This window comes from Promicromonospora soli (assembly GCF_014653785.1).
Taxonomy (GTDB): domain Bacteria; phylum Actinomycetota; class Actinomycetes; order Actinomycetales; family Cellulomonadaceae; genus Promicromonospora; species Promicromonospora soli.
Genome location: NZ_BNAS01000008.1, coordinates 36,437 through 59,520 on the forward strand (window position 1 = coordinate 36,437; position 23,084 = coordinate 59,520).

At 71.0% G+C, this 23,084-nt stretch carries 22 protein-coding genes; 14 read left to right on the top strand and 8 right to left on the bottom strand.

The features are described 5' to 3' along the window. Nucleotides 1–85: 85 nt before the first annotated feature. Nucleotides 86–1,327, bottom strand: a complete 1,242-nt coding sequence (locus IE250_RS21295; RefSeq protein WP_189671327.1) for a glucose-1-phosphate adenylyltransferase — start codon at nucleotides 1,325–1,327, stop codon at nucleotides 86–88. A 164-nt stretch (nucleotides 1,328–1,491) separates the two neighbouring features. Here IE250_RS21295 and glgA point away from each other — a divergent pair, with 164 nt between their 5' ends. Further along, a complete protein-coding gene (gene glgA, locus IE250_RS21300; protein ID WP_189671439.1) occupies nucleotides 1,492–2,724 on the top strand; it encodes a glycogen synthase in 1,233 nt (410 codons plus the stop codon). Between the two features lie 13 nt (nucleotides 2,725–2,737). Here the strand turns inward: glgA and IE250_RS21305 are convergent, their stop codons facing one another. After that, the gene (locus IE250_RS21305) at nucleotides 2,738–3,499 is read right to left on the bottom strand and encodes an Rv1486c family protein (RefSeq protein ID WP_189671328.1); all 762 of its coding nucleotides are present in this window, start codon (nucleotides 3,497–3,499) and stop codon (nucleotides 2,738–2,740) included. Nucleotides 3,500–3,542: 43 nt separating this feature from the next. Between IE250_RS21305 and IE250_RS21310 the strand changes: the two genes are divergently transcribed. The 9 genes from IE250_RS21310 (at nucleotide 3,543) to IE250_RS21350 (ending at nucleotide 13,408) form a co-directional block, all read left to right on the top strand. Beyond that, nucleotides 3,543–4,328 (top strand): ABC transporter ATP-binding protein, encoded by a 786-nt coding sequence (locus IE250_RS21310; protein WP_189671329.1) that lies wholly within the window; start codon nucleotides 3,543–3,545, stop codon nucleotides 4,326–4,328. Nucleotides 4,329–4,618: 290 nt separating this feature from the next. After that, nucleotides 4,619–5,047, top strand: a complete 429-nt coding sequence (locus IE250_RS21315; protein ID WP_189671330.1) for an NfeD family protein — start codon at nucleotides 4,619–4,621, stop codon at nucleotides 5,045–5,047. A 116-nt stretch (nucleotides 5,048–5,163) separates the two neighbouring features. Then, on the top strand, nucleotides 5,164–6,312 hold the full coding sequence (locus IE250_RS21320) for an SPFH domain-containing protein (RefSeq protein ID WP_189671331.1): 1,149 nt from the start codon (nucleotides 5,164–5,166) through the stop codon (nucleotides 6,310–6,312). Between the two features lie 159 nt (nucleotides 6,313–6,471). After that, nucleotides 6,472–7,212 (top strand): TetR/AcrR family transcriptional regulator, encoded by a 741-nt coding sequence (locus IE250_RS21325; RefSeq protein WP_189671332.1) that lies wholly within the window; start codon nucleotides 6,472–6,474, stop codon nucleotides 7,210–7,212. After that, a complete protein-coding gene (locus IE250_RS21330; RefSeq protein ID WP_189671333.1) occupies nucleotides 7,212–9,008 on the top strand; it encodes an ABC transporter ATP-binding protein in 1,797 nt (598 codons plus the stop codon). Before IE250_RS21325 ends, IE250_RS21330 begins: the two co-directional genes overlap by 1 nt. A 147-nt stretch (nucleotides 9,009–9,155) precedes the next feature. Next, nucleotides 9,156–11,186 (top strand): ABC transporter ATP-binding protein, encoded by a 2,031-nt coding sequence (locus tag IE250_RS21335; protein ID WP_373301728.1) that lies wholly within the window; start codon nucleotides 9,156–9,158, stop codon nucleotides 11,184–11,186. An 86-nt stretch (nucleotides 11,187–11,272) separates the two neighbouring features. Beyond that, nucleotides 11,273–11,881, top strand: a complete 609-nt coding sequence (locus IE250_RS21340; protein WP_229872666.1) for a hypothetical protein — start codon at nucleotides 11,273–11,275, stop codon at nucleotides 11,879–11,881. Further along, complete coding sequence (locus IE250_RS21345; protein WP_189671335.1) at nucleotides 11,881–12,111, top strand: helix-turn-helix domain-containing protein; 231 nt, start codon at nucleotides 11,881–11,883, stop codon at nucleotides 12,109–12,111. The genes IE250_RS21340 and IE250_RS21345 overlap by 1 nt, the downstream gene beginning before the upstream one ends. A 22-nt stretch (nucleotides 12,112–12,133) precedes the next feature. Continuing rightward, the gene (locus IE250_RS21350) at nucleotides 12,134–13,408 is read left to right on the top strand and encodes an endo-1,4-beta-xylanase (RefSeq protein WP_229872667.1); all 1,275 of its coding nucleotides are present in this window, start codon (nucleotides 12,134–12,136) and stop codon (nucleotides 13,406–13,408) included. 85 nt (nucleotides 13,409–13,493) lie between these two features. Here the strand turns inward: IE250_RS21350 and IE250_RS21355 are convergent, their stop codons facing one another. Then, nucleotides 13,494–14,252, bottom strand: a complete 759-nt coding sequence (locus IE250_RS21355) for an SDR family oxidoreductase (RefSeq protein WP_189671336.1) — start codon at nucleotides 14,250–14,252, stop codon at nucleotides 13,494–13,496. 101 nt (nucleotides 14,253–14,353) lie between these two features. Between IE250_RS21355 and IE250_RS21360 the strand changes: the two genes are divergently transcribed. Beyond that, nucleotides 14,354–15,187 (top strand): helix-turn-helix transcriptional regulator, encoded by an 834-nt coding sequence (locus IE250_RS21360; protein ID WP_189671337.1) that lies wholly within the window; start codon nucleotides 14,354–14,356, stop codon nucleotides 15,185–15,187. Between the two features lie 78 nt (nucleotides 15,188–15,265). On the opposite strand, the gene IE250_RS21365 is transcribed toward IE250_RS21360, so the two are convergent. Then, complete coding sequence (locus tag IE250_RS21365; RefSeq protein ID WP_189671338.1) at nucleotides 15,266–15,793, bottom strand: hypothetical protein; 528 nt, start codon at nucleotides 15,791–15,793, stop codon at nucleotides 15,266–15,268. 356 nt (nucleotides 15,794–16,149) lie between these two features. Between IE250_RS21365 and IE250_RS21370 the strand changes: the two genes are divergently transcribed. Beyond that, complete coding sequence (locus IE250_RS21370; RefSeq protein WP_189671339.1) at nucleotides 16,150–16,551, top strand: YchJ family protein; 402 nt, start codon at nucleotides 16,150–16,152, stop codon at nucleotides 16,549–16,551. Nucleotides 16,552–16,567: 16 nt separating this feature from the next. Here the strand turns inward: IE250_RS21370 and IE250_RS21375 are convergent, their stop codons facing one another. Both IE250_RS21375 and IE250_RS21380 read right to left on the bottom strand, forming a co-directional pair. After that, complete coding sequence (locus IE250_RS21375; protein ID WP_189671340.1) at nucleotides 16,568–17,179, bottom strand: response regulator transcription factor; 612 nt, start codon at nucleotides 17,177–17,179, stop codon at nucleotides 16,568–16,570. After that, the gene (locus IE250_RS21380) at nucleotides 17,176–18,354 is read right to left on the bottom strand and encodes a sensor histidine kinase (RefSeq protein WP_189671341.1); all 1,179 of its coding nucleotides are present in this window, start codon (nucleotides 18,352–18,354) and stop codon (nucleotides 17,176–17,178) included. The genes IE250_RS21375 and IE250_RS21380 overlap by 4 nt, the downstream gene beginning before the upstream one ends. Nucleotides 18,355–18,540: 186 nt before the next feature. On the opposite strand from IE250_RS21380, the gene IE250_RS21385 reads away from it, so the two are divergent. After that, nucleotides 18,541–19,041, top strand: a complete 501-nt coding sequence (locus IE250_RS21385) for a hypothetical protein (RefSeq protein ID WP_229872668.1) — start codon at nucleotides 18,541–18,543, stop codon at nucleotides 19,039–19,041. Between the two features lie 83 nt (nucleotides 19,042–19,124). Here the strand turns inward: IE250_RS21385 and IE250_RS21390 are convergent, their stop codons facing one another. Both IE250_RS21390 and IE250_RS21395 read right to left on the bottom strand, forming a co-directional pair. Further along, entirely contained in the window at nucleotides 19,125–20,639 is a 1,515-nt protein-coding gene (locus IE250_RS21390; RefSeq protein WP_189671342.1) for an RICIN domain-containing protein, read from the bottom strand. A 403-nt stretch (nucleotides 20,640–21,042) separates the two neighbouring features. Further along, nucleotides 21,043–21,762 carry a sigma-70 family RNA polymerase sigma factor gene (locus IE250_RS21395; protein WP_189671343.1) on the bottom strand — a complete coding sequence of 240 codons (720 nt, stop codon included), beginning with the start codon at nucleotides 21,760–21,762 and terminating at the stop codon, nucleotides 21,043–21,045. 233 nt (nucleotides 21,763–21,995) lie between these two features. Between IE250_RS21395 and IE250_RS21400 the strand changes: the two genes are divergently transcribed. Further along, entirely contained in the window at nucleotides 21,996–23,078 is a 1,083-nt protein-coding gene (locus IE250_RS21400) for a DNA polymerase IV (protein ID WP_189671344.1), read from the top strand. Nucleotides 23,079–23,084 lie beyond the last annotated feature (6 nt).

Below are 23,084 nucleotides of genomic sequence, written 5' to 3' on the forward strand. Positions count from 1 at the left end.
GTCACCTGACTTCTGGTTGTGGGCGCGATCGTTGCGACTTCGCGCCCGCTTTAGGCGCAACGATCACGCCCACAACCAAAGAAGGTCAGTCGACTACCGTGCCCTTCGGGACCACCACCAGGCCGCTCTCCGTCACCGTGAAGCCCCTGGCGCGGTCCTCGTCGTGGTCGACGCCGATCCGGGCCCGCTCGTTGACGATGACGTTCTTGTCGACGATCGCCCGGTGCACGTGCGCGTACCGGTGCACCTGGACGTCGTCCATCAGCACGGAGTTCGACACGTTCGACCAGGAGTGCAGGTGCACGCCCGGCGAGAGCACCGACCCGGCGGCCTGCGCGCCCGAGATGAGCACGCCCGGCGACACGATCGACTCCGCCGCGTGCCCCATCCGGCCCGGCCCGGCGTGCACGAACTTCGCCGGCGGCAGCCCCGTGTAACCCGTGTACAGGGGCCACTCGTAGTTGTAGAGGTTGAAGATCGGGTGCACGGCGATGAGGTCGGTGTGGGCGTCGTAATACGAGTCGATCGTCCCGACGTCGCGCCAGTAGCCACGGTCGCGCTCGGTGGAGCCGGGCACGTCGTTGCGGATGAAGTCGTAGACGCCGGCGGTGCCCTCGGCGACGAACGCGGGGATGATGTCGCCGCCCATGTCGTGCCGGGAGTCGGGGTTGGCGGCGTCCTTGGTGACGGCCTCGACCAGCGCGTCGGCGTCGAACACGTAGTTGCCCATGGACGCGAGGATCTCGCCGGGGGAGTCGGGCAGGCCCGCCACATCTGTGGGCTTCTCCAGGAACTCGCGGATCTTGGTGGGGTCGGCGGGGTCGACGTCGATGACGCCGAACTGGTCGGCCATGCCGATCGGCTGCCGGATGGCGGCGACCGACGCGCGCGCACCCGACTCGATGTGCGCGTCCACCATCTGCGAGAAGTCCATGCGGTAGACGTGGTCGGCGCCGACCACGACCACGATGTCGGGACGCTCGTCGTCGATGATGTTCAGGCACTGGTAGATCGCGTCGGCGCTGCCGAGATACCAGTGCTTGCCGACGCGCTGCTGCGCCGGCACGGGCGCCACGAAGTTCCCCAGCAGCGGCGACATGCGCCACGTCTTGGAGATGTGGCGGTCCAGGGAGTGGGATTTGTACTGCGTCAGCACGACGACGTGCAGATAACGCGAGTTGACGATGTTGGACAGGGCGAAGTCCACCAGGCGGTAGATACCCCCGAAGGGGACTGCCGGCTTGGCGCGGGCGGCGGTCAGCGGCATCAGCCGCTTTCCCTCGCCGCCGGCGAGGACGATCGCTAGGACGCGGGGGGCAGAAGCCATACCGTGAGATTAGGGCCTTGAGGCCCAGTACGTCAGGTGGCGCGCTGTGACGTCGCGCGCGCTAGGTTGGGCCCGTGTCCGATGTCCCAGCCTCGCCAGGCTTCGCCCCCGTCCCCATCCCCGGTCCGGTCTCCGTTCGGAGCACCACCCGGCGGCCCGCGGACATGCTCCGCGTGGACCTCCTGACCCGCGAGTTCCCGCCGCACGTGTACGGCGGCGCCGGCGTGCACGTGGCCGAGCTGGCCGCCGTCCTGGCGCAGCACGCGGAGGTGCGGGTGCGCTGCTTCGACGGCCCGCGCGACGCCGTGACGGAGGCGTCCGGCGTCACGGGCTACTCGACCCCGGCGGCCCTCTCGCGCGCGAACCCGGCCCTGGCCACCCTGGGCACGGATCTCGTGATGGCCGACGACGTCGCAGGCGCCGACCTGGTCCACTCCCACACCTGGTACGCCAACATGGCGGGCCACCTCGGCGGCCTCCTGCACGGCGTGCCGCACGTCGTCACCGCGCACTCCCTCGAGCCGCTGCGGCCCTGGAAGGCCGAGCAGCTCGGCGGCGGCTACGCGCTCTCGTCGTGGGCGGAGCGCACGGCCTACCTGGGCGCCGCGGGCGTCATTGCGGTCTCCGCGGGCATGCGGGCCGACATCCTGCGCGTCTACCCGGAGCTCGACCCCGAGCGCGTGCACGTGGTGCACAACGGCATCGACCTGTCGGGCTGGCGGCGGCCCGACACCGGGAGCTCAACGGTGCAGTCCGCCGCCGCGGCGACCGTGCGCCGGTACGGCATCGACCCCGACCGGCCCGCCGTCGTGTTCGTCGGACGGATCACCCGGCAGAAGGGCCTGCCGTACCTGCTGCGGGCCGCCGCCGAGCTGCCGCCGGAGGTGCAGCTCGTGCTGTGCGCGGGCGTGCCGGACACGCCCGCGATCATGGCCGAGGTGGTGGCCCTCGTGGAGCGCCTGCGCGAGACGCGCACCGGCATCGTCTGGATCGAGGAGATGCTCCCGCGGCCAGACCTCATCGCGGTCCTCGCCGCGTGCACCGTCTTCGTGTGCCCGAGCGTCTACGAGCCGCTCGGCATCGTGAACCTCGAGGCCATGGCCGTGGGCCTGCCTGTGGTGGGCACGGCGACGGGCGGCATCCCCGAGGTGGTCGACGACGGTGTCACCGGCCTGCTGGTCCCCATCGAGCAGTCCGACGACGGCACCGGCACGCCGCTCGACCCCGACCGGTTCGTCGCCGACCTGGCGGAGGCGCTCACCCGCGTGGCCACCGACCCCGAGGGCGCGGCTGCGATGGGAGCCGCCGGCCGCCGTCGGGCCGAGGACCACTTCGCCTGGACGGCGATCGCGGACCGCACGATGGAGGTCTACCGGCAGGTGCTGTCGCAGGCCTGAACCGCCATGAGGGTCAGGCGACCCGGCCGTAGGTCGCCGCGCTCATCGCGTGGCGGGCCGTGCGGTCCACCTCGCGCAGCGCCGTGGACCGCTGGTCGACCTGAAAGACGTTCACGGCGCCGCCGTCGTCCACCTTGCCCAGCGCCACTATCGCGCGCAGGCGCGCCGCGAGGTCCAGCACGCGGGCGCGCCGGCCGTCCAGGTGCGGCACCGGCCACGACGACGTGCTGGCCGACCGGATCCGCTCGATCGCGTCGGCCGCGTCGTCGCGCCAGCGGGCGACGTCGAGCTGGTCCAGGGCGTCCGTCGCGGTCATCAGGCTCGTGCGCAGCTCACGCTCGGCGTCGGCGACCGACCCGATGGTGCCGAGCACCAGCCGGGTCCACTCCGGGATCTCCAGCACGTGCCACGTCACCATGTGCCCTGGCTCGATGTGGCTGCCGAACGCCTGGACCCGCGGTATCGCGGCCCAGCTCCCGGCGTCCGTCGTGACCACGACGCACTCGCCGGCCTCAGTGGCCTCGTGGTTGGCCGCGGCAGGAACACCCGCGGCGTCGCCGGGTGCGGGCAGCAGCGCGCAGACCTCTCGCGGCCCCACCGTCCAGGCGGTGAAGAGCGTGTCGAGGTCGGTTCCGTCGGCAAAGCCGGGTAGCCCCTCCACGGTGTGCGGCTCGTCGTCGCCCACCACGGACTTCACGGCGTCCGAGGTGTCGCCCACGCCCTGCAGCCACAGGGCGAGCAGCACGCTCCGTGGGAGGTCCTGATCGGTGTCCACCGCAGAACTGTAAATGACTCCTCCTCGGGTAGGGTCGGGACCCATGAGCTCGGTTCTCCACCTTGCGGGCGTAACCGTCCGTCGCGGCACCTCGATCATCCTCGATTCTGTGGACTGGCAGGTGAACGAGGGAGAACGGTGGATCGTTCTCGGCCCCAACGGCGCCGGCAAGACAACTCTCCTCCAGATCGTCGCCGCGCGCCTGCACCCGACGTCGGGCACGGCCACCATCCTCGACTCGACCCTGGGCAAGGTCGACGTGTTCGAGCTGCGCCCGCGGATCGGCCTCTCGAGCGCGGCGCTCGCGGAGCGTCTGCCGACGGCGGAGTCGGTGCGCGACGTCGTGCTGACCGCCGCCTACGGCGTGACCGGGCGCTGGCACGAGAGCTACGACGAGCTCGACGAGCAGCGCGCGAAGGACCTGCTGGCGGCGTTCGACGTCGACCACCTCGTCGACCGCACGTACGGCACCCTCTCGGAGGGCGAGCGCAAGCGCGTGCAGATCGCCCGTGCGCTCATGACCGACCCCGAGCTGCTGCTGCTCGACGAGCCCGGCGCCGGCCTCGACCTGGGCGGCCGCGAGGAGCTCGTGGGCGCGCTGTCCGAGCTCGCGAGCGATCCCGCCTCGCCCGTGCTGGTGCACGTGACGCACCATGTCGAGGAGATCCCGCCGGGTTTCACCCACCTCCTGCTCATGAAGAAGAGCGGGATCCAGGCTGCCGGGCCGATCGAGGAGGTCCTCACCGCGGACAACCTCTCGGCCGCGTTCGGGCTGCCGCTGATCGTGGCGCACGGCGGCGGGCGCTGGCTCGCACGCGCCGCCCGCTGACCCGGGCTGCCGCGCTCCGGCGCGCTGCGCCGGACAGCGTTTGACGCGCCCTTTGACGCGCGCTGCGGCGCCCGGGGAATTGGTAGCGCCGCACCGGCAGAAGCCGGAATGTCAGCGCGCTAGATAAAACCCGCTGAAACGTCGATTTCGCTACCGCTGTGTCAGTGGACCTTGGTAAAGTCCGGGCAAAGGTCCGAGGTAGCGGTAAATTCACCGCGAGGGCCCGTCGCCGGAGAGGTTCCGGCGGCGACCGGTCGCCAGCCGGAGTGGACGCTCGGAGGGAGCAACCCATGGCGTGGTTGTGGTGGGTAGGGGCGGCGCTGATATTCGCGCTGATCGAGCTCTTGTCGTTGGACTTCGTCTTCATCATGTTTGCGGGCGGCGCGCTGGCCGCAGCCGTCGCGAACGGCGCCGGTTCCCCCCTGTGGGTGCAGGCCATCGTGTTCGTGGTCGCATCGGTGGTGCTGCTGGTCACGCTGCGGCCCACGCTGATCCGACACCTGCGCAACAGCACGCCCAAGGCGCCCACCAACGCGGAGGCGAACCTCGGTCGCACGGCGTCGGTGGTCCAGGAGGTCAGCACCGCATCGGGGCTGATCAAGCTCAGCGGAGAGGTGTGGAGCGCGCGGGCCGTGCCTGGCTCGCCTCTGCTGCCTGCCGGCACTAGCGTTCGTGTCGTCCAGATCGACGGCGCGACCGCCGTCGTCGAGCCGGCGTAGCCGCCAGGCGCCTGGGCGCCGGCCTTGTCGTTCCTGCTTGAAGAAGTCCCAGACAGTCCAGTCAGAAGCTTGAAATCGTCCGTGCGGGCCTGGGTGCTCGCGTAAAGGAGACGTTCGTGGAGTCATTCGGGCAAGTCCTGCTCTACCTGATCATTGCCCTGGTCGTGATCGTCGGCATCGTCGCGGTGATCCGTGCCGTGCGGATCGTTCCTCAGTCGGTGGCGCTCGTGGTCGAGCGCCTGGGTCGGTACTCCAAGACGCTCGACCCCGGCCTGCACGTGCTGGTGCCGTTCGTCGACCGAGTCCGCGCCGGCGTGGACCTGCGTGAGCAGGTCGTGTCGTTCCCGCCCCAGCCGGTGATCACCAGCGACAACCTGGTGGTCGAGATCGACACGGTCATCTACTTCCAGGTGACGGACGCCAAGTCCGCGGTCTACGAGATCGCGAACTACATCACGGCCATCGAGCAGCTCACCGTCACGACGCTGCGTAACGTCATCGGTTCGATGGACCTGGAGCAGACGCTCACCAGCCGTGACCAGATCAACGGCCAGCTGCGTGGTGTGCTGGACGAGGCGACCGGCCGCTGGGGCATCCGCGTCAACCGCGTCGAGCTCAAGTCGATCGAGCCGCCGCCCTCGATCCAGGGCGCGATGGAGCAGCAGATGCGCGCCGAGCGTGACCGCCGCGCCGCCATCCTCACCGCGGAGGGCATCAAGCAGTCGGCCATCCTGACGGCCGAGGGTGAGAAGCAGTCCGCGATCCTGACGGCCGAGGGTGCCGCGCAGTCGCAGATCCTCCGGGCCGAGGGTGAGTCCCGAGCGATCCTCCAGGTCTTCGAGGCCATCCACCGGGGCGACGCCGACTCCAAGCTGCTGGCCTACCAGTACCTGCAGATGCTGCCGAAGATCGCGGAGGGCACGTCGAACACGACGTGGGTCATCCCGACCGAGTTCACCGCGGCGCTGGGCAGCATCGCCAAGGGCTTCGGCGGGGTGCCCGGCACCCCGGGCATCCCGACGCCGCCGAGTGGCGACGAGCAGCCGGGCGCACCGCGCACCGCGGTCCTCGACCGGCCGCTGCTGCAGGACCCGGGCGAGGCCCTTGCCGAGGCGCAGCGCCAGGCCGAGGCCGCCGTGGCCGACGCGACGAGCGCCGGCACCCGGTCGGGCGAGCCGTTCGACCCCCGCACGGAGCGCGGCCAGCGTCCCGGCGGCGACTCGACGCCCCCGCCGCCGGTGCCCCCGGCACCGCCGGCCGGCTGAGCTGAGCCGGCCCGACGTCAGCAGTTCCCAGAAGCCCTCCGGTGTTCGCACCGGGGGGCTTCTGGCATGCAGGAATCTGCTCAGCGGGATCCGCGCAGCAAATCTGCTCACCGAATAAAAAGTTGCGGAGTGAGTGCTCACTCATTTACCGTCGCGGGCATGGACAGCGCACGACGTCGGGCAGTCCCCATGGCACCCGAGGACCGGAAGGCGGCCATCATCGACTCGGTGCTCCCGCTGGTCGCGGACCGGGGGAACGACGTGACCTCGCGCGAGCTGGCGCAGGCCGCCGGCGTCGCGGAAGGCACCCTGTTCCGGGCGTTCGGCGACAAGACCGCGCTGGTGGGAGCCGTAGCCGTCGAGGGCCTGCACCGGGCGGCCCGCCCTGAGGAGACACTCGCGGAGCTCGCCGCCATCGACCCCGGCCTTCCGCTGGAGCGGCGGCTGGAGCTGGTGATCGAGACGGGCCGTGACCGCTGGGCCGAGGTCATGCGGTGGATGTCCGTGCTGCGGCACCTGCACGGCACCATGCCCCCGCCCGACGACGGCGAGGCGCGCCGGAAGATGGGCGAGTTCCGCAAGGTGCTCATGGCCCAGCGCGCGAGCCAGCGCGAGGCTACCGTCGAAGGCATCACCGCGGTCCTGGCGCCCGACCTGCACCGCCTGCGGGTCCCCGTCGAGGTGGCGATCTCCCTCATCGAGTCCGCGACGGCGGGCACGCACTCGCCCATCGACAACCACCCCGCGGTTCCCGCCGATGTCCTGGCCGACGCCCTGGTGAACGGGCTCGCCGGTCCCGAGGAGCCGCGCTCCGTGCCACCCGAGCCGGAGTCCGCCAGGCCCCCCGGATCAGCTGAACCCCCCACGACCCGAACCCGCAGCCCCGAAGGGATCCATTGATGCTTGTCACGCTCGCCCGAAGGTACTTGGGCCCGTACCGCTGGGCGGTGGTCGCGGTGCTCGTCCTGCAGCTGGTGCAGACGCTCGCGGCGCTGTATCTGCCCAGCCTGAACGCGGACATCATCGACGACGGCGTGGTGGTCGGCGACATCGGCCACATCTGGAGCACCGGCGGCTGGATGCTCGTCGTCTCGCTGGGCCAGGTCGTCGCGTCGGTCGTCGCCGTCTACTTCGGCGCGCAGGTCGCTACGGCCTTCGGCCGGGACCTGCGGCGCGACCTGTTCCACACCGTCCAGACCTACTCCGCGCGGGAGATGGCCCAGTTCGGCGCGCCGACCCTGATCACGCGCGGCACCAACGACGTGCAGCAGGTCCAGATGACCGTGCTCATGACGTTCACCATCATGGTGATGGCCCCGATCATGCTGGTCGGCGGCGTGATCCTGGCGCTGGCGGAGGACGTCACGCTGTCGGGGCTGCTGCTCATCATCGTGCCGGTGCTGGCCGCCACGGCGGGCGTCATCGTGTGGCGCATGGTGCCGCACTTCCGGCGTATGCAGAAGCGCATCGACGCCATCAACAGCGTGCTGCGCGAGCAGATCACCGGGCTGCGGGTGGTCCGCGCGTTCGTGCGGGAGCACCGCGAGAAGGAGCGCTTCGGTGTGGTGAACGAGGAGCTGTTCGACACCTCGCTGCGCGCCGGCCGCCTCATGGCGCTCACGTTCCCCGTGGTCATGCTCATCATGAACATGGCGTCCGTGCTCGTGCTGTGGTTCGGCGCGCGCGAAATCGAGGCGGGGGGCATGCAGATCGGCTCCCTCACGGCGTTCCTGAGCTACATCATGTACATCCTCATGGCCGTGATGATGTCGACGATGATCTTCATGATGATCCCGCGCGCCTCGGTCGCGGCGGAGCGCATCGGGGAGGTCCTGGAGACCAGGTCGTCCGTCGTCGACCCGGAGTCTCCGGTCGCCCTGGCGGGGGCCTCGACAGGCTCGACCAGCGGGGCCGACGACGACGGCGGGGCCGGCCCGCGCGGCCGCGTCACGTTCGAGGACGTCGAGTTCCGCTACCCGGGCGCTGAGGCGCCGGTGCTGCACGACCTGACGTTCACGGCCGAGCCGGGCCAGATCACGGCGATCATCGGCTCGACGGGTTCCGGCAAGACGACGCTCCTGAACCTGGTGCCGCGCCTGTTCGACGCGACGGGCGGCACGGTCCGCATCGACGGGATCGACGTGCGCGACGTGACGCAGCGCGACCTCGGCTCGCTCATGGGGCTCGTGCCGCAGAAGGCGTTCCTGTTCACCGGGACCGTCGCGGACAACCTCCGGTACGGCAAGCCCGACGCCTCCGACGAGGAGATGTGGGCGGCGCTCGAGGTGGCGCAGGCCAAGGACTTTGTCGAGGCGCTGCGCGACGACGAGAACGAGAGCGGCCTCGAGGCGGTGGTTGCCCAGGGCGGTGCGACGTTCTCCGGCGGCCAGCGGCAGCGGCTCGCCATCGCGAGGGCCGTGATCCGGGGGCCCCGCATCTACCTGTTCGACGACAGCTTCTCCGCGCTCGACTACTCGACCGACGCGCGGCTGCGGGCGGCCCTGCGGCCACAGACCGCCTCCGCCACGACGATCATCGTGGCGCAGCGGGTCGCGACCATCCGCGACGCCGACCAGATCCTGGTGCTCGACCATGGTCGAATCGTCGGCCGCGGCACGCACGCGGAGCTGCTGGCCGACAACCCGACGTACCAGGAGATCGTCACGTCCCAGATGAGCCTTGAGGAGGCGGCATGATCGACGATGGCGGAGCCGCGATCGTGCCGGCCGACCGGGTGCGGGTGTCCCGCAAGGCACAGGAGGAGGCGGCATGATCGACAATGGCGGAGCCGCGATCGTGCCGGCCGACCGGGTGCGGGTGTCCCGCAAGGCACAGGAGGCGGCATGAGCGCGCAGGACAAGCCCCAGAGCAGCGCGGCGACCACTGCCGCGCCGCCGGCACCGCCGCGCGGTCCAGGCGGGGGCCCCGGCCGCGGTCCTGGGCCGATGGGTATGGGCATGGGCATGCCCGTGCAGAAGCCGATGGACTTCAAGGGTTCGCTGCGCCGACTCGCCGCCGTGCTGCGGCCGGAGCGCCTGAACGTCGTGGTCCTGATGGTGCTGGGCATCGGTTCGGTGGCGCTCACCGTGCTGGGGCCCAAGCTGCTGGGCAACGCGACGAACGTGATCTTCGCGGGCTTCGTGGGTTCGGGCTTGCCCGCGAACCTGACCACCGAGCAGGCGATCGAAGGGCTCCGCCAGCGGGGCCAGGACCAGCAGGCGGACCTGCTGTCCGGCGTGCCCGGCGTCGTGCCCGGTCAGGGCATCGACTTCACGCTGCTGGCGCAGACCCTCGGCTGGGTGGTGGCGGCGTACCTCGGGGCGTTCCTGTTCGGCTGGCTGCAGGCGCGGATCACCACCGGCGTCGTGCAGCGGACGATGCGGAACCTGCGCGACGAGGTGGAGGCCAAGCTGCACCGCATCCCCTTGTCGTACGTCGATGCGAAGCAGCGCGGCGAGATCCTGTCGCGCGTCACCAACGACATCGACAACGTGGCCCAGACGACGACGCAGACCCTCGCGCAGCTCGTGACCGCAGCGCTCACCGTGGTGGGCGTGCTCGGCATGATGTTCTGGATCTCGCCGGTCCTGGCCCTCGTGGCGCTGGTGACGGTGCCGCTGTCCGTGATCCTGACGGCGCAGATCGCCAAGCGCAGCCAGCCGCAGTTCGTTGAGCAGTGGGCGGCCACGGGGCGCCTCAACGCGCACATCGAGGAGTCGTTCACGGGCCACGCGCTCGTGAAGGTCTACGGGCACCAGGAGACCACCGCCGAGGCGTTCGCCAAGGAGAACGGCGCGCTGTACTCGTCGAGCTTCAAGGCGCAGTTCATCTCGGGCACCATCCAGCCCGCGATGGGGTTCCTCGCGAACCTGAACTACGTGGTCGTGGCGGTGGTCGGCGGGCTCCGCGTGGCGTCCGGCACGCTGTCGCTGGGCGACGTGCAGGCGTTCATCCAGTACTCGCGCCAGTTCACGCAGCCGCTCACGCAGGTCGCAGCGATGATGAACCTGCTGCAGTCCGGCGTCGCCTCCGCGGAGCGGGTGTTCGAGCTCCTGGACGCGCCGGAGCAGTCGCCGGACCCGGCGGAGTCGCAGAAGGTGGAGCCCGTGCGCGGGCGCGTCGCGTTCGAGGACGTCACGTTCTCGTACACGCCGGACCGGCCGCTCATCACCGGGCTGAACCTGGTCGCGGAGCCGGGGCAGACCATCGCCGTCGTCGGCCCCACGGGCGCGGGCAAGACGACGCTGGTCAACCTGCTCATGCGGTTCTACGAGGTGGACGGCGGGCGCATCACGCTGGACGGCGTGGACACGCGCGACATGTCGCGCGACGACCTGCGCTCGTCGATCGGGATGGTGCTGCAGGACACGTGGCTGTTCAAGGGCACGATCGAGCAGAACCTGCGGTACGGGGTGGCGGACGGCGTCACGGTCGGTGAGGAGGAGTTCCTCGCCGCCACCCGGGCCACCCACGTGGACCCGTTCGTGCGGACCCTTCCCGACGGCTACGACACCGTCGTGGACGAGGAGGGCTCCAGCGTCAGCGCGGGGGAGAAGCAGCTGCTCACGCTCGCGCGGGCGTTCCTCGCCGACCCGGCGATCCTGGTGCTCGACGAGGCGACGTCGTCCGTGGACACCCGCACCGAGGTGCTGGTGCAGGAGGCGATGAACCGGCTGCGCAAGGACCGGACGTCGTTCGTCATCGCGCATCGCCTGTCCACGATCCGCGACGCCGACGTGATCCTCGTGATGGAGCACGGCGACATCGTGGAGCAGGGCTCGCACGACGAGCTGCTCGCTGCCGACGGCGCGTACGCGCGGCTGTACGCGAGCCAGTTCGCGGCGCCGGCGGTGGAGGAGCCGGCGGCGACGTAGCGGGCATCGGCTGTTTCGTTGACCCGGTCGGCATATCGTGTTTCGATAGTATCGATAAACGATATGCCGACCGAAGGGTGACGATGATGGCTCAGCGAGTGTCCAGTGGCCAGCGACAGGAGTTCGTGCTGCTGATTGTCCTGGGCGGCCTGGCCGTCCTCGTGGGTGCGGTGGGAATCGTCCGGGAGCTCATCCAGATCCTGCCCAACACGCACATCCCGGTCGCGGTCGACCTCACGGACGTACCGCACGAGCTCCTGCTGGACGGCGCCTCCGGCGTCGGCTCCACCGGCGTCGAGGTCACCGACGCGGTGGTCCGCGTCTCCCACCTCGGCCCGACGCCGCTCGCGCTCGCGCTGGCCGCCGCGCTGCTGCCGGCGATAACGCTCATGGTGGTCGCGGCGTGCTTCACGGTGCTCGGGATGTCGTTCTACCGGGGGGACTTCTTCGTCCGCCGGTGCCTCGTAGCGATCATCACGGCGGCAGTGGCGCTGGTGGTGGCCTCCGTGGCGATACCCACGCTGCAGATGCTGGCGGCTGAGGGCGCCCTGGAGAGCCTCGGCGTGGGCTCCGGCCAGCTGGCGGCCATGGGCGTCGACGGGCCCCTCTCCCTGGCGGGTGCCCTGCTCGCCGCCGTCGGGCACGCCTTCTGGCGCGGCGTCCACCTGCAGGAGGACACGGAGGGCCTGGTCTGATGCCGACGGAGGACGGCGACGGCCGCGTGCACTGCCGGCTGGACGAGCTCCTCGCGGAACGCGGCATGACGCTGGCGCGGCTGGCGGAGCTGGTCGGCGTCACGGTGGTGAACCTGTCGGTGCTCAAGAACGACCGTGCTCGGGCGATCCGGTTCTCCACCCTGACGGCGATCTGCGACGTCCTCCAGTGCGAGGTCGGTGAGCTCCTGGTGGTGACGCCACACGCGTGAGACCCGGCGCTAGGGTCGGCGCGTGACCTCTCTCTTCACCGCGCCCGACGACGGACGCACGCCCGACCCAAGCCTGGCGCACCGGCACGCCGATGCCACCGTGACCCTGCGCGGACCGGACGGTGCGCCGCTCGCCGACCGCGACGTCGTCGTACGGCAGACCCGGCACGCGTTCCTGTTCGGCTGCATCGGGTTCGACCTCATCGACCTCGCGAACGGCACCTCGCAGGACCCGGAGTACGACGGCCGCCTCGCCGACGCCTGGTTCGACGTCTTCAACCAGACCACGCTCCCGTTCTACTGGGGCACGTTCGAGCCCGAGCGCGGGGCCCCGCGGACCGAGCGCCTGCTCGGCGCGGCGCGCTGGTTCGCCGAGCGGGGCGTCGTGGTCAAGGGGCACCCGCTGGTGTGGCACACGGTCCAGCCGGGCTGGCTGCTCGGCCTGCCCGACGCCGAGGTGGAGCGGCTGCAGCGGGAGCGCATCCGGCGCGACGTCGGCGCCTTCCGGGGCGTGATCGACACGTGGGACGCGATCAACGAGGTGGTGATCATGCCCGTGTTCACCGCTGAGGAGAACTCGATCACGCCCCTGGCGCGGACCAAGGGGCGCGTCGAGATGATCCGGATGGCGTTCGAGGAGGCACGCGCCGAGAACCCGGGCGCGACGCTGCTGCTCAACGACTTCGACATGTCGACGGCGTACGAGTGCCTCATCGAGGCGGTGCTGGAGGCCGGGATCCCGATCGACCGGCTCGGCCTGCAGAGCCACATGCACCAGGGCTACTGGGGCCAGGAGAAGACCCTCGCGATCCTGGACCGGTTCTCGCGCTACAACATCCCGATCCACTTCACGGAGACCACGCTGCTCTCGGGCGACGTGATGCCGGAACACGTGGTGGACCTCAACGACTGGCAGGTCGAGTCGTGGCCGTCGACGCCGGAGGGTGAGGCGCGCCAGGCCGACGAGGTGGAGCGCCACTACCGCACGCTGCTGTCGCACCCGAGCGTGGAGGCCATGACCTACTGGGGCCTGTCCGACCGGGGGATGTGGCTGAACGCCCCGGGCGGGCTGCTGCGCGACGACGGGTCGCCGAAGCCCGCGTTCGACCGGCTGCGGGAGCTGGTCAAGGGCGAGTGGTGGCTGCCGCCCACGGAACTGCGTACCGACGCCGAGGGCCGGGTGCGGTTCGGCGGTTTCCTGGGCGACTACCGGATAACGGCCGACGGCGGTGCCGTGGACGTCACGCTGGACCACCCCGGCGCCCTGGACCTGTCCGCCACGCTCCCACGGGACTAGCTGTGCACCTCTTGGTTGTGGGCGTGATCGTTGCGCCTACGCGCCCGGTTTAGGCGCAACGATCCCGCCCACAACAAATCGAGGTTCAGGGGGCGGCGATCGGTTCCAGCGCGTTCAGGGTCTCCACCACCTGGTCGTAGTCGCCGCGGACCTCGCCGTAGCGGAGGAACTTGACCCGCTCGACCTGGATCTCGTGCGCGTCGGGCTGGGACTCCAGGAGACTCATGGTCTCGTCGGCGTACTCGTCGAGCGGCATGGCGTGGGGGTCCTCGTCGTGGCCCGGCATGAGGGCGGTCTGCACGGACGGCGGCACCAGCTCGACCACGGACACGCTCGTGCCCGCGAACTGCAGCCGGATGCTCTCCGACAGCATGTGGATCGCGGCCTTGGACGCGTTGTACGTCGCCGTCGCGCGCAACGGGGTGTGCGCCAGGCCGGACGACACGGTCAGGATGGTCGCGTCCGGCCGGCTCTGCAGGTGCTCGGTGAACGCGGCGATCAGCCGGATCGGGCCCAGCATGTTGGTGGTGACGACGGCCTCGGCGTCCGCGAGGAAGCCCGGGGTGCGCCAGTCCTCGGCTCGCATGATCCCGGCCATCGGAACCAGCACGTTCACCTCGGGGAACCGTTCGATCACCTCGGCGGAGACGACGGCGATCGAGGCCGCGTCCGCCGTGTCGATCCGCACGGTGGCCGGGCCCCGCTCGGCGGCGGCCTCCAGCGCTGCGGTGTCGCGGCCGCCGACGATCACGGTGTTGCCCCTTGCCTGGAGGCGGGTCGCCAGGGCGAGGCCGATGCCGCGCGTCCCGCCGGGAATGAAGATGGTGTTGCCTGTTGTGTTCATGGCCCCACGGTGCGGCCCCCGCGCCGACGGCGGGAGAGACCCGGTGAACCAGGGACCGGCGATCCCTGGTTCGCATCCGTGGCGCGGCGCACGATAGGTGCATGAACCGAGCCGCCCTCGCCGACTTCCTCCGCCGACGCCGCGAGGCCCTGCGCCCGTCCGACGTCGGGCTGGTGCCCGGGCCGCGCCGTCGGGCACCGGGGCTGCGCCGGGAGGAGGTGGCCGCCCTCACCGGGATGTCCGTGGACTACTACGCGCGGCTGGAGCAGCAGCGCGGGCCGCAGCCGTCGGAGCAGATGCTCGCGGCGCTCGCGCGGGCGCTCCGCCTGACCGTGGAGGAGCGCGACTACCTGTTCCGGCTCGCCGGGCACGGCGTGCCGCGGCGTCTGCCGCTCGAGTCGCACGTCGCGCCGGCCCTGCTCCGGGTGCTCGACCGGCTCGAGGACTCCCCGGCCCTGATCCTGTCGGGCCTGGGCGAGGTGCTCGTGCAGAACCGGCTCGCCGAGGCGATCTTCGGGGCGCCGCCGGCTACCGGCCTGGCCCGCAGCTCGGTGTACCGGTGGTTCATGGAGCCGGAGTCCAGGAACGTGTACCCGCCCGAGGACCACGAACGGCAGGGCCGGAGCCAGGTCGCCTCCCTGCGAGCGGCGCACGCGGCGGCCGGACCCGGTTCGGCCGCCGACGAGGTGCTGCGCGTCCTGCTGCGGGAGAGCCCCGAGTTCGTCCGCATGTGGGAGCTGCACGAGGTGTCCCGGCGGTTCGAGGACCACAAGACGCTGGTGCACCCCGAGCTCGGCCGGATCGACGTCGACTGCCAGGCGCTGTTCACCGAGGACCAGTCGCAGGCGTTGCTGGTGCTGACGCCGGCGCCCGGCACCGAGGCCGAGGAGAAGGTCCGCCTGCTGGCGGTGCTGGGCCACGAGACCTTCGCGTAGGCAGGGGCGCGGAGGCCGACATGAGAGTGCCCGGGCTGCAAGGCCCGGGCATTCTCATGGTGTCGGCCGATGCGACGATCAGCCGGTGATCAGGACGTACGGGCTCGTGAAGCCCGCGAACGTCAGCGTGTAGGTCCAGCTCTCGAGCGTGACGCTGCCCGGCTGGACGGAGGGGGTCCAGTTGGGGTTCGGGCAGTCGGCCTGCGCGAGAATCTCAGCGTTGGTCGGGGTCGTCGAGGTCAGCGCCGGGACGGTGAGCCGGCCGTTCTTGCTCGAGGTGAGGGACGCGCTGGTGACCTCGGTCACCGAGTCGTCGTGGGACTCGACGAGCGAGCCGCCGCGGTTGGTGCACTGGATGGTCGCTGAGTACGTCGCGGCCAGGGCGACCGTTGCGTTGGTGCGCCCGACGCCGGCGAGCTCATACGTGGTACAGCTGACACCCGCCGCGGACTCGGTACAGTCGATGGTTCCCGTCTGGAGGTGCGTGCCTGAGGGCGCATTCGCGGGGAACACGGCTGCAGACGCCGGGCTGGAAAAGATCAGCAGGGCGAACAATGCGGTTATAGCGGTCAATACCGCTGTGAACGCGCGTTTTGAAGTGAACATGGTGGTGCGCTCCTTCGTGTTTTGGACATGGCGCCCGAATGGCGCGCTCTTTGATTCTTCCGGGATGTCCCGGAAGGGATCGGATGGGTGTTCTGCGAGGTAGATGCCGGTGTTTACCTAGGCATCCAATCGCGACGTTACCTCTCCGTGATGTCGGTCACAATAGGTAGCGCAGGCCTACACATTTAGTCGTTTCAGTGCGACGGTCGAAGGGGTTAAAAAAGCATTCACGTGCATTTCATGGCCGATACATCTTCGTATTCTGATCGGCATTTCAGGCGGCATCAGAACGTCAGCGCAGCGCGCGCCGGTGTCCCTCTCGCCACTTCTCCGTCGGCGGATGCGAGGATCGTCCCGTGCACGACGACGAACGCTGCCCCTGCCTCTCCGGCGACACCTACGGCGCCTGCTGCGGGCGCTACCACTCCGGTGCCGCGACCGCACCGACCGCCGAGGCGCTGATGCGCTCGCGGTACTCCGCGTTCGCGGTCGGGGACGACGCCTACCTGCTGGCGACGTGGGCGCCGCAGACCCGGCCGGACACCGCCGGGACCGGCGACGAGCAGTGGCGCCGCCTGGACATCCACCGCACGGAGCGGGGCGGCCCGTTCGACACCACCGGCGTCGTCGAGTTCACCGCCTTCTACAGCTACCCGGCCACCGGCGTGCGGGGCAGCCTGCACGAGACCAGCCGCTTCGTCCGCGAGGCCGGGCGCTGGTACTACGTCGACGGCGACCGGGAGGCCCGCGACCGCTAGGGCTGGGCAGGCCGGGTCAGATCCAGCCTTCCTCCCAGGCGCGGTGGGCTGCCGCATGGCGGGTGGCGACGCCGAGCTTGGCCATCGCGGACGACAGGTAGTTGCGGACCGTCCCCGGCGCGAGATGCACGGCGCCGGCGATGTCCGACACGGGTGCTCCCGTCCGCGCCTCGCGCAGGACCTCCAGCTCGCGGTCCGTCAGCGGGCACTCGTTCTCCGTGAGCGCTGACGCGGCGATCTCCGGGTCCACGTACCGGCGGCCCGCGGCGACGTCGCGCACGATCTGCGCGAGCCGCGCGGCCGGCGTCGACTTGGGCACGAAGCCGCTCACCCCGGCGGCGAGGGCCCGGCGCAGGACGGCGGGGCGGGCGTGCCGCGTGACGATGATGATCCGGGGCGGCGTGCCGTCGGTCCGGGCCAGGATCTGCGCGGCCGCGTGCAGCCCGTCGGTGGGCGGCATCTCGAGGTCCAGCACGGCGACGTCGGGCCGGTGCTGCTCGGCGAGCCGCACGGCGTGGGTGGTTGTGGCGGCCTCGGCCAAGACCTGCAGGTCGTCCTCGAGGTCGAGGAGGGCGCAGAGCGCACCGCGCAGCAGCTCCTCGTCGTCGGCCAGCAGCAGGCGGATCATCCGGCCACCGTCGCGGTGACCACGAACCGGTCGTCGTCGCCGGCCCACGACAGACGCCCACCGACGGCGTCGAGCCGCTCCGCGAGGGACGCGAGCCCGGTGCCGTCGCCCGCAGATCCGTCGCCCGGCCGCGCCGGCCGTGCGCCGTCGTTGTCGATCACGAGGCGGGCGCCGGCGTCGTCGGGCACCAGGACGATCGCGGCGCGGGTGGCGCGGCTGTGCCGCAGCACGTTGGTGGTGGCCTCGCGCACCACGAGGCCGAGGAGGCTCCGCGGCGCGTCGGGGAGGGACGCCGCGAGGCCGGCGTCGACGTCGGCCCGGACCTCGACGCCCGCAGCGGCCAGGACTTTTGACGCGTTGGCGATCTCAGCGTCCAGGGTGGTCCGGCGGTAGCCCTGCACCAGGGCGCGGGTCTCGCGCAGCGCGTCCCCGGCGAGCTGCTGCACCTCGCGCATCTGCTCGGCGGCCCGCGCCGGATCGGCCTCCGCCAGCCGCGCCGCTAGCTCGCTCTTCAGGGCGATCACCTGGAGGTGGTGCCCCTGGATGTCGTGCAGGTCGGCGGCGAACCGGAGGCGCTCGTCGGCGACGGCGAGCTCCCCGGCGAGGCGCCGGGCATCGTCGAGACGGGCCGCGACCTGCCAGGCGTGGAGCATGCCGACCATGGCGGGGCCGAATGCCAGAACCATCAGGGCGGGCATCCACGCCGCATGCGCAACGTTGGGCTCGCCCATGGCCAGGGCCGCGACCAGCCCGATCGTCGGCAGCACGAGCAGGGCGGCGCCGAGCGTGAACCACGCCTGGCGGGCGGGCAGGAACGTGACCAGCACCGAGATCGTGGCGGCGGGCGCGATCGGCCAGATGCCAAAGCTGCCGAGCGCGAGCGGCACCGCGGCGGCGACGAGCGCCGCGCAGCAGGCGGTCGCGAGCCAGGCGGCCGACGGCGCCTCGTCCCGGATCCGCCGTGCCAGCAGGACACCGCACGCGACGATCGTCGTCGCCGTCGCCAGACCCGTGAGGGCGCGGAGACCGGCCTGGACGTCCGGGTCCAGCACCCAGTCGCCGACCGAGAAGCCCAGCACGCACGCCACCGTCCCCGCGAGGACCCACCACGTGTTGCGGCGGAAGCTCACGAGGCCGCTGCCGTCGTCGTCCGCGACGGCCCTGGCGGTGCTCATGACGCCATCCTGCCAGCGACGACGCCCCCCGGGCGGACTGCTGGGGGCCTTCATGACATCTGTCATGCCGGCTCGTGACAGGTGCCCGCGACCAGGTGCGGTCCCGCACTACTGGCCGCGGCCGCCGTCGGACAGCGTGGAGACCAGCGCGGCGAGGAGCGCCGCCCGGAACGAGGAGACAGGGACATGACGGAGACAACGGGCCAGGCGGGATCGGCGCACGGGCACCTGCACGGGGCTGCGCACGGGACGGGCCACGGGACCGTGCCCGCGACGCGGGCGCGCAAGGCGCTGAGGTTCCTCGCGCACCTGGCCGAGATGGTCGTGGTGATGGTGCTCGGGATGATGCTGCTGGCACCGGTGTGGGACTGGGCGGGCGCGGCCCTCGGGATCGAGGCGGTGCTGGGCCGGCCGGACGTCGCCGCGGTCGTGATGGTTCTCGACATGGTGGTCGCCATGACGGTGTGGATGCGGGTGCGGCGGCACGGCTGGGCCCCGATCTGGGAGATGAACGGGGCGATGGCGGCGCCGTTCGTGGTGCTGCTCGTTCTGTACTGGGCCGGCGCCGTCACCGCCGGCGACATGATGCTCTGGGGACACGTGCTGATGGTGCCCGCGATGGCGGGAGCGATGCTCCTGCGCCGGGCCGAGTACACCGAGCACGTCCATGGCCGGCGGCAGCGGTGACGGTCGTTCCCTGATCCGGGCGGCCCGCTCCGACCGGCGCCGATGAGCGGGGCCTTGCGGCCCCGCTCATCGTCATGCTGCCGTCACAGCGTCCAGCGCTGGTTGGCGCCGCCGTTGCACGGGTACTGCTTCAGCCGGACGCTGTTCGCCGTCGACGAGGCCGGCACGTCGAGGCACTTGCCCGAGTGCCGAGCGACGATCTCGACGTAGCCGCCGGTGACGCTGCGGAGCTGCCACTGCTGGTTGGTGCCGCTGCCGCACGCGTACTGGATGATCGCAGCGCCGTCGGCCGTCGAGGCGTTGTTGACGTCCAGACACTTGCCGGAGTGCTGCGCGACGAGGTTGTGGTAGCCGTTGCCGAGGTCGTGCAGGGCCCACAGCTGGTTGGCCGCGCCGCCGCAGGTGTACTGGACGATCTCGGCCGCGTTCGCCGTCGACGCGCCGACCACGTCGACGCACTTGCCGGAGCTCTGGTTCACGATGTCGGTGGCGCCGCTGCCGCCGTTGCCCGTGTTGGCGTTGACGTTGTCGCCCCACGCCCAGCGGAGGCGGTTGGCGCCGGATGCGTTGCGGATCGTGAGGTTGAGGTTGGTGCCGCTGCCGCCCTTGATGTACATCGAGTAGCCGTCGTAGCCGATGTCGCCGGGCTTGCCGCCGATCGCCGGCCAGTAGGTGCCGCCCATCTGGTTCTCGCGCATGACGTCGGTGACCGCGCGGATGTGGCGGACGAAGTTGTCGCCGCTGTTCGGGTCGCCGTAGTTCAGGCCGCTGTTCATGGCCGCACCGAACTCGGTCATGACCGCGCGGGAGGCGCAGCTCCCGAGACGGGTGATGACGTGGTTGCGCCAGCCCTCGTACGTGTTCGTGCCGTAGAAGAACGCGTAGTGGTGGTAGGACAGCAGCGTCCCGCTGAAGCGGCTGTCGTTGCACACGTCGCGCAGATCGGCGCTGTAGCCGACGCCGCCGATCAGGGTGCGGCCGCGCGGGGCGGAGTAGTGGTAGGCGATCCAGTCGGCGGCGACGTTGCGCCACTCGGTGGAGCTGTAGCCGTGCGGCTCGTTCATCGGCTCGAAGTACACGAGGCTGTTCGACCCGTACTGGGAGGTCACCGTCGACCACATGGTGTTCCACGCGGCGAGGTTGGTGATGCGGCCGCCGGACGCGGCGCCGTCCTCCCAGTAGGCCAGGATGACCTTGAACCCTCGTGCGGTCGCGGCGTCGATCGCACCGCGATAGTTGTTCCACCAGGCGGTGCCGACCGTATGCGTGTTGACCGGCAGACGCACGGTGTTGATGCCGAGGGTGTCCTCCATGTCGTCGTACACGGCGTTGGCCTTGGCCTGCACGGTGGCGTAGCTGTCGGAGCTGCTCAGCCCGTCGAGGACGAGCGGCCCGGTGCTGAAGTTGTCGCCCAGCACCGCCCAGTTCATGCCGCGGAACTGGCTGGTGGCGGCCGTGGCCGGGGTGTCGAGGGACAGCGCGGTGATCGGGAGCAGGATCAGGGCGGCCAGCATGCTGACCACAACCCGGTGCAGGGGCTGCCGGCGGGGGCGCCGCCGGGTGGGCGGAATGGAGCGGTGACGGTGAGGCGCGTTCATGGCGTCGACCTATCTCGTGCATCGTTGCACGTAGCACGGGCTCGAACTGCGGATGATGCGGACGTTGACTATTAACGTCAACATTGGCGCAAGTGTCCCGGTTTGCCCAAGTATGGTCAAGCAGTCGCGGAAGGCCGCTCCAGGCCGTGGCGGCAGGCCGTGGCGGCCGGGCCGACGGCGGGGGTCCGAACCCGGGGCTGCTCCGGCGGCGCCATTGACGCCGGAGGGCCCCGAGCCCGGCTCGGGGGAACAGGTCAGGCTGAGATCACTGCTGACCTGCGGTGCGGAGCCCGCGGGGGTGAGCCTGTGGCGGCGCACCGACTTCCGGGGCTTCCCTGTGGTGGGTTACGGCTAGTGGTCGCTCGGCTGACGCCGGCTGGGCCCTCGGGTGCCCAGCCGGCGGTCACGCAACGAGGGGAATCGGGTTGACGACGTCGCGCAGCCGGGCCAGCGCCGACTCGAGGATCTGAGCCACGCGCTCCTTGGTCACGCCAAGGCGGCGGCCGATCTCGTCGAGGGTGCGGGTGGTGCCGTCCAGGAGCCCGAAGCGCATCTCCAGCACCCGGGCCTCGACGGCGTCGAGGTGCCGCAGGGCCTGCCGGACGCGGCGGCGCAGCAGGGTCTGCTCGGGAGTGGGGCCGCCCGCGTCCGCCTTCTCGGCGTGCTCGGCGGCGGCGACCGCGCGGACGATGGAGCGGCGCACCCAGCGGTGGGCGTAGGCGGCGAACGTGCCGTGCGCGGGGTCGTAGGAGTCGGCGGCGCGCACCAGGCCGATATTGCCCTCCTGGACGAGGTCCATGAACGGCAGGCGGCCGGAGTAGGAGCCCGCGACCGCCGGGACGAGCCGGAGGTGGGCGAGGACAAGACGCTCCTTTGCGTATTGCCCGTCCTTGACCTGTGCTTCGAGCCGGATGCGGAGGCCGGGGGATACCGCGGTGGCCTCGAGCGTGCGCGCGGCGTCGGTGCCGGCGACGGCCCGCTCGAGGAGGGACTCCAGCTGCGCGTCGTCAAGCGACGGCGTGCGCTCGATCATCGCTGCGTAGGACTGCGGCAACGCCGGGTGCGGGGTGGGTTCCTTGGTGCGGCGCGAGCGGGGCGACCGGGGATTTCGGGTAGTTCTCATCACAACTCTCCTCACGAGCGGGACGAACTTTCCTTGCCCGGAGAATATGGAGTCTTGGTGCCCTGAGGGAAGGGGCAGGGATTTCGCTATGAGAGATAACAGGACGATAACGGTGTGCCAGCCCGGTCGGTGGCGGCAACAAGAGTTCCAGGCCAAGGCGGGACCCGGTCCGAGGCCGATGGCCGTCCGGCCGACCATGTGACAGCACGAGGCCGTCCCGGGACACTCGTGCCATGGGCCCGCGCGCATTCCGCTGGGTGTTGCACGTCGACCTCGACCAGTTCCTGGTCGCGGTCGAGGTCCTGCGGCGCCCGGAGCTCGCCGGGCAGCCGGTTATCGTGGGCGGGCGCGGCGACCCCACAGAGCGGGCTGTCGTGTCGACCGCGTCGTACGAGGCGCGGAAGTTCGGAGTGGGGTCCGGCATGCCGCTGCGCATCGCTGCCCGCAAGGTCCCGGACGCGATCATCCTGCCCGTCGACCACGAGGTCTACCTCGAGGCCTCCGGGCACGTGATGGACACCCTGCGCGGGCTCGGCATGGTGGTGGAGGTGCTCGGCTGGGACGAGGCGTTCCTGGGCTGCGACGCCGACGACCCGGAGGCGGTCGCCCACAGTGTGCAGGAGGCCGTCCTTGCCGCCACCGAGCTGCACTGCTCGGTCGGCATCGGCGACAACAAGATCCGCGCCAAGATCGCCACCGGCTTCGGCAAGCCGTCGGGCGTCTTCCGCCTCACCGAGCAGAACTGGTTCGAGGTGATGGGGGAGCGGCCCACGATCGACCTGTGGGGTGTCGGCTCCAAGGTGTCCAAGCGCCTCGCCGCACACGGCATCGAGACAGTGGCGCACCTCGCCGCGGCCGACGGCGACGTGCTGGTCGGTGAGTTCGGGCCCCGCATGGGCGCCTGGTACGGCGACCTGGGTCGCGGGCACGGTTCCGCCGTCGTCGACGATGCGCCCTGGGTGGCGCGCGGGCACAGCCGCGAGACCACCTACCAGCGCAACCTCACCACGCCCGAGCAGGTGGAGGCGGCGCTGCGGGACCTGGTCACGCAGGTGCACGCCGACACCGAGGCGGAGGGCCGGCCGGTCTTCCGGATGGGCCTCAAGGTGCGCTACGCCCCCTTCTTCACCCAGAGCTACTCGAAGAAGCTCCCGGCGCCGACGCGGTCGCTCGGGGAGATGACCGCCGCCGTCCTCGCCCTCGCAGCGGGCATGGAGCCCGGTCGCGAGGTGCGCCTGCTCGGCGTGCGCGCCGAGATGGTGATGCCCGACGGCGGTGACCCCCTCGAGCGCACGCCCGTCCGCGGGCGGATCTGACCGCGC

Excerpts from the sequence above, each read along its gene's own strand:
- IE250_RS21295 (WP_189671327.1), bottom strand. The coding sequence starts at position 1,327 with ATGGCTTCTGCCCCCCGCGTCCTAGCGATCGTCCTCGCCGGCGGCGAG.
- glgA (WP_189671439.1), top strand. The coding sequence starts at position 1,492 with ATGCTCCGCGTGGACCTCCTGACCCGCGAGTTCCCGCCGCACGTGTAC.
- IE250_RS21310 (WP_189671329.1), top strand. The coding sequence starts at position 3,543 with ATGAGCTCGGTTCTCCACCTTGCGGGCGTAACCGTCCGTCGCGGCACC.
- IE250_RS21315 (WP_189671330.1), top strand. The coding sequence starts at position 4,619 with ATGGCGTGGTTGTGGTGGGTAGGGGCGGCGCTGATATTCGCGCTGATC.
- IE250_RS21325 (WP_189671332.1), top strand. The coding sequence starts at position 6,472 with ATGGACAGCGCACGACGTCGGGCAGTCCCCATGGCACCCGAGGACCGG.
- IE250_RS21330 (WP_189671333.1), top strand. The coding sequence starts at position 7,212 with ATGCTTGTCACGCTCGCCCGAAGGTACTTGGGCCCGTACCGCTGGGCG.
- IE250_RS21335 (WP_373301728.1), top strand. The coding sequence starts at position 9,156 with ATGAGCGCGCAGGACAAGCCCCAGAGCAGCGCGGCGACCACTGCCGCG.
- IE250_RS21340 (WP_229872666.1), top strand. The coding sequence starts at position 11,273 with ATGGCTCAGCGAGTGTCCAGTGGCCAGCGACAGGAGTTCGTGCTGCTG.
- IE250_RS21345 (WP_189671335.1), top strand. The coding sequence starts at position 11,881 with ATGCCGACGGAGGACGGCGACGGCCGCGTGCACTGCCGGCTGGACGAG.
- IE250_RS21355 (WP_189671336.1), bottom strand. The coding sequence starts at position 14,252 with ATGAACACAACAGGCAACACCATCTTCATTCCCGGCGGGACGCGCGGC.
- IE250_RS21360 (WP_189671337.1), top strand. The coding sequence starts at position 14,354 with ATGAACCGAGCCGCCCTCGCCGACTTCCTCCGCCGACGCCGCGAGGCC.
- IE250_RS21365 (WP_189671338.1), bottom strand. The coding sequence starts at position 15,793 with ATGTTCACTTCAAAACGCGCGTTCACAGCGGTATTGACCGCTATAACC.
- IE250_RS21375 (WP_189671340.1), bottom strand. The coding sequence starts at position 17,179 with ATGATCCGCCTGCTGCTGGCCGACGACGAGGAGCTGCTGCGCGGTGCG.
- IE250_RS21380 (WP_189671341.1), bottom strand. The coding sequence starts at position 18,354 with ATGAGCACCGCCAGGGCCGTCGCGGACGACGACGGCAGCGGCCTCGTG.
- IE250_RS21385 (WP_229872668.1), top strand. The coding sequence starts at position 18,541 with ATGACGGAGACAACGGGCCAGGCGGGATCGGCGCACGGGCACCTGCAC.
- IE250_RS21390 (WP_189671342.1), bottom strand. The coding sequence starts at position 20,639 with ATGAACGCGCCTCACCGTCACCGCTCCATTCCGCCCACCCGGCGGCGC.
- IE250_RS21395 (WP_189671343.1), bottom strand. The coding sequence starts at position 21,762 with ATGAGAACTACCCGAAATCCCCGGTCGCCCCGCTCGCGCCGCACCAAG.
- IE250_RS21400 (WP_189671344.1), top strand. The coding sequence starts at position 21,996 with ATGGGCCCGCGCGCATTCCGCTGGGTGTTGCACGTCGACCTCGACCAG.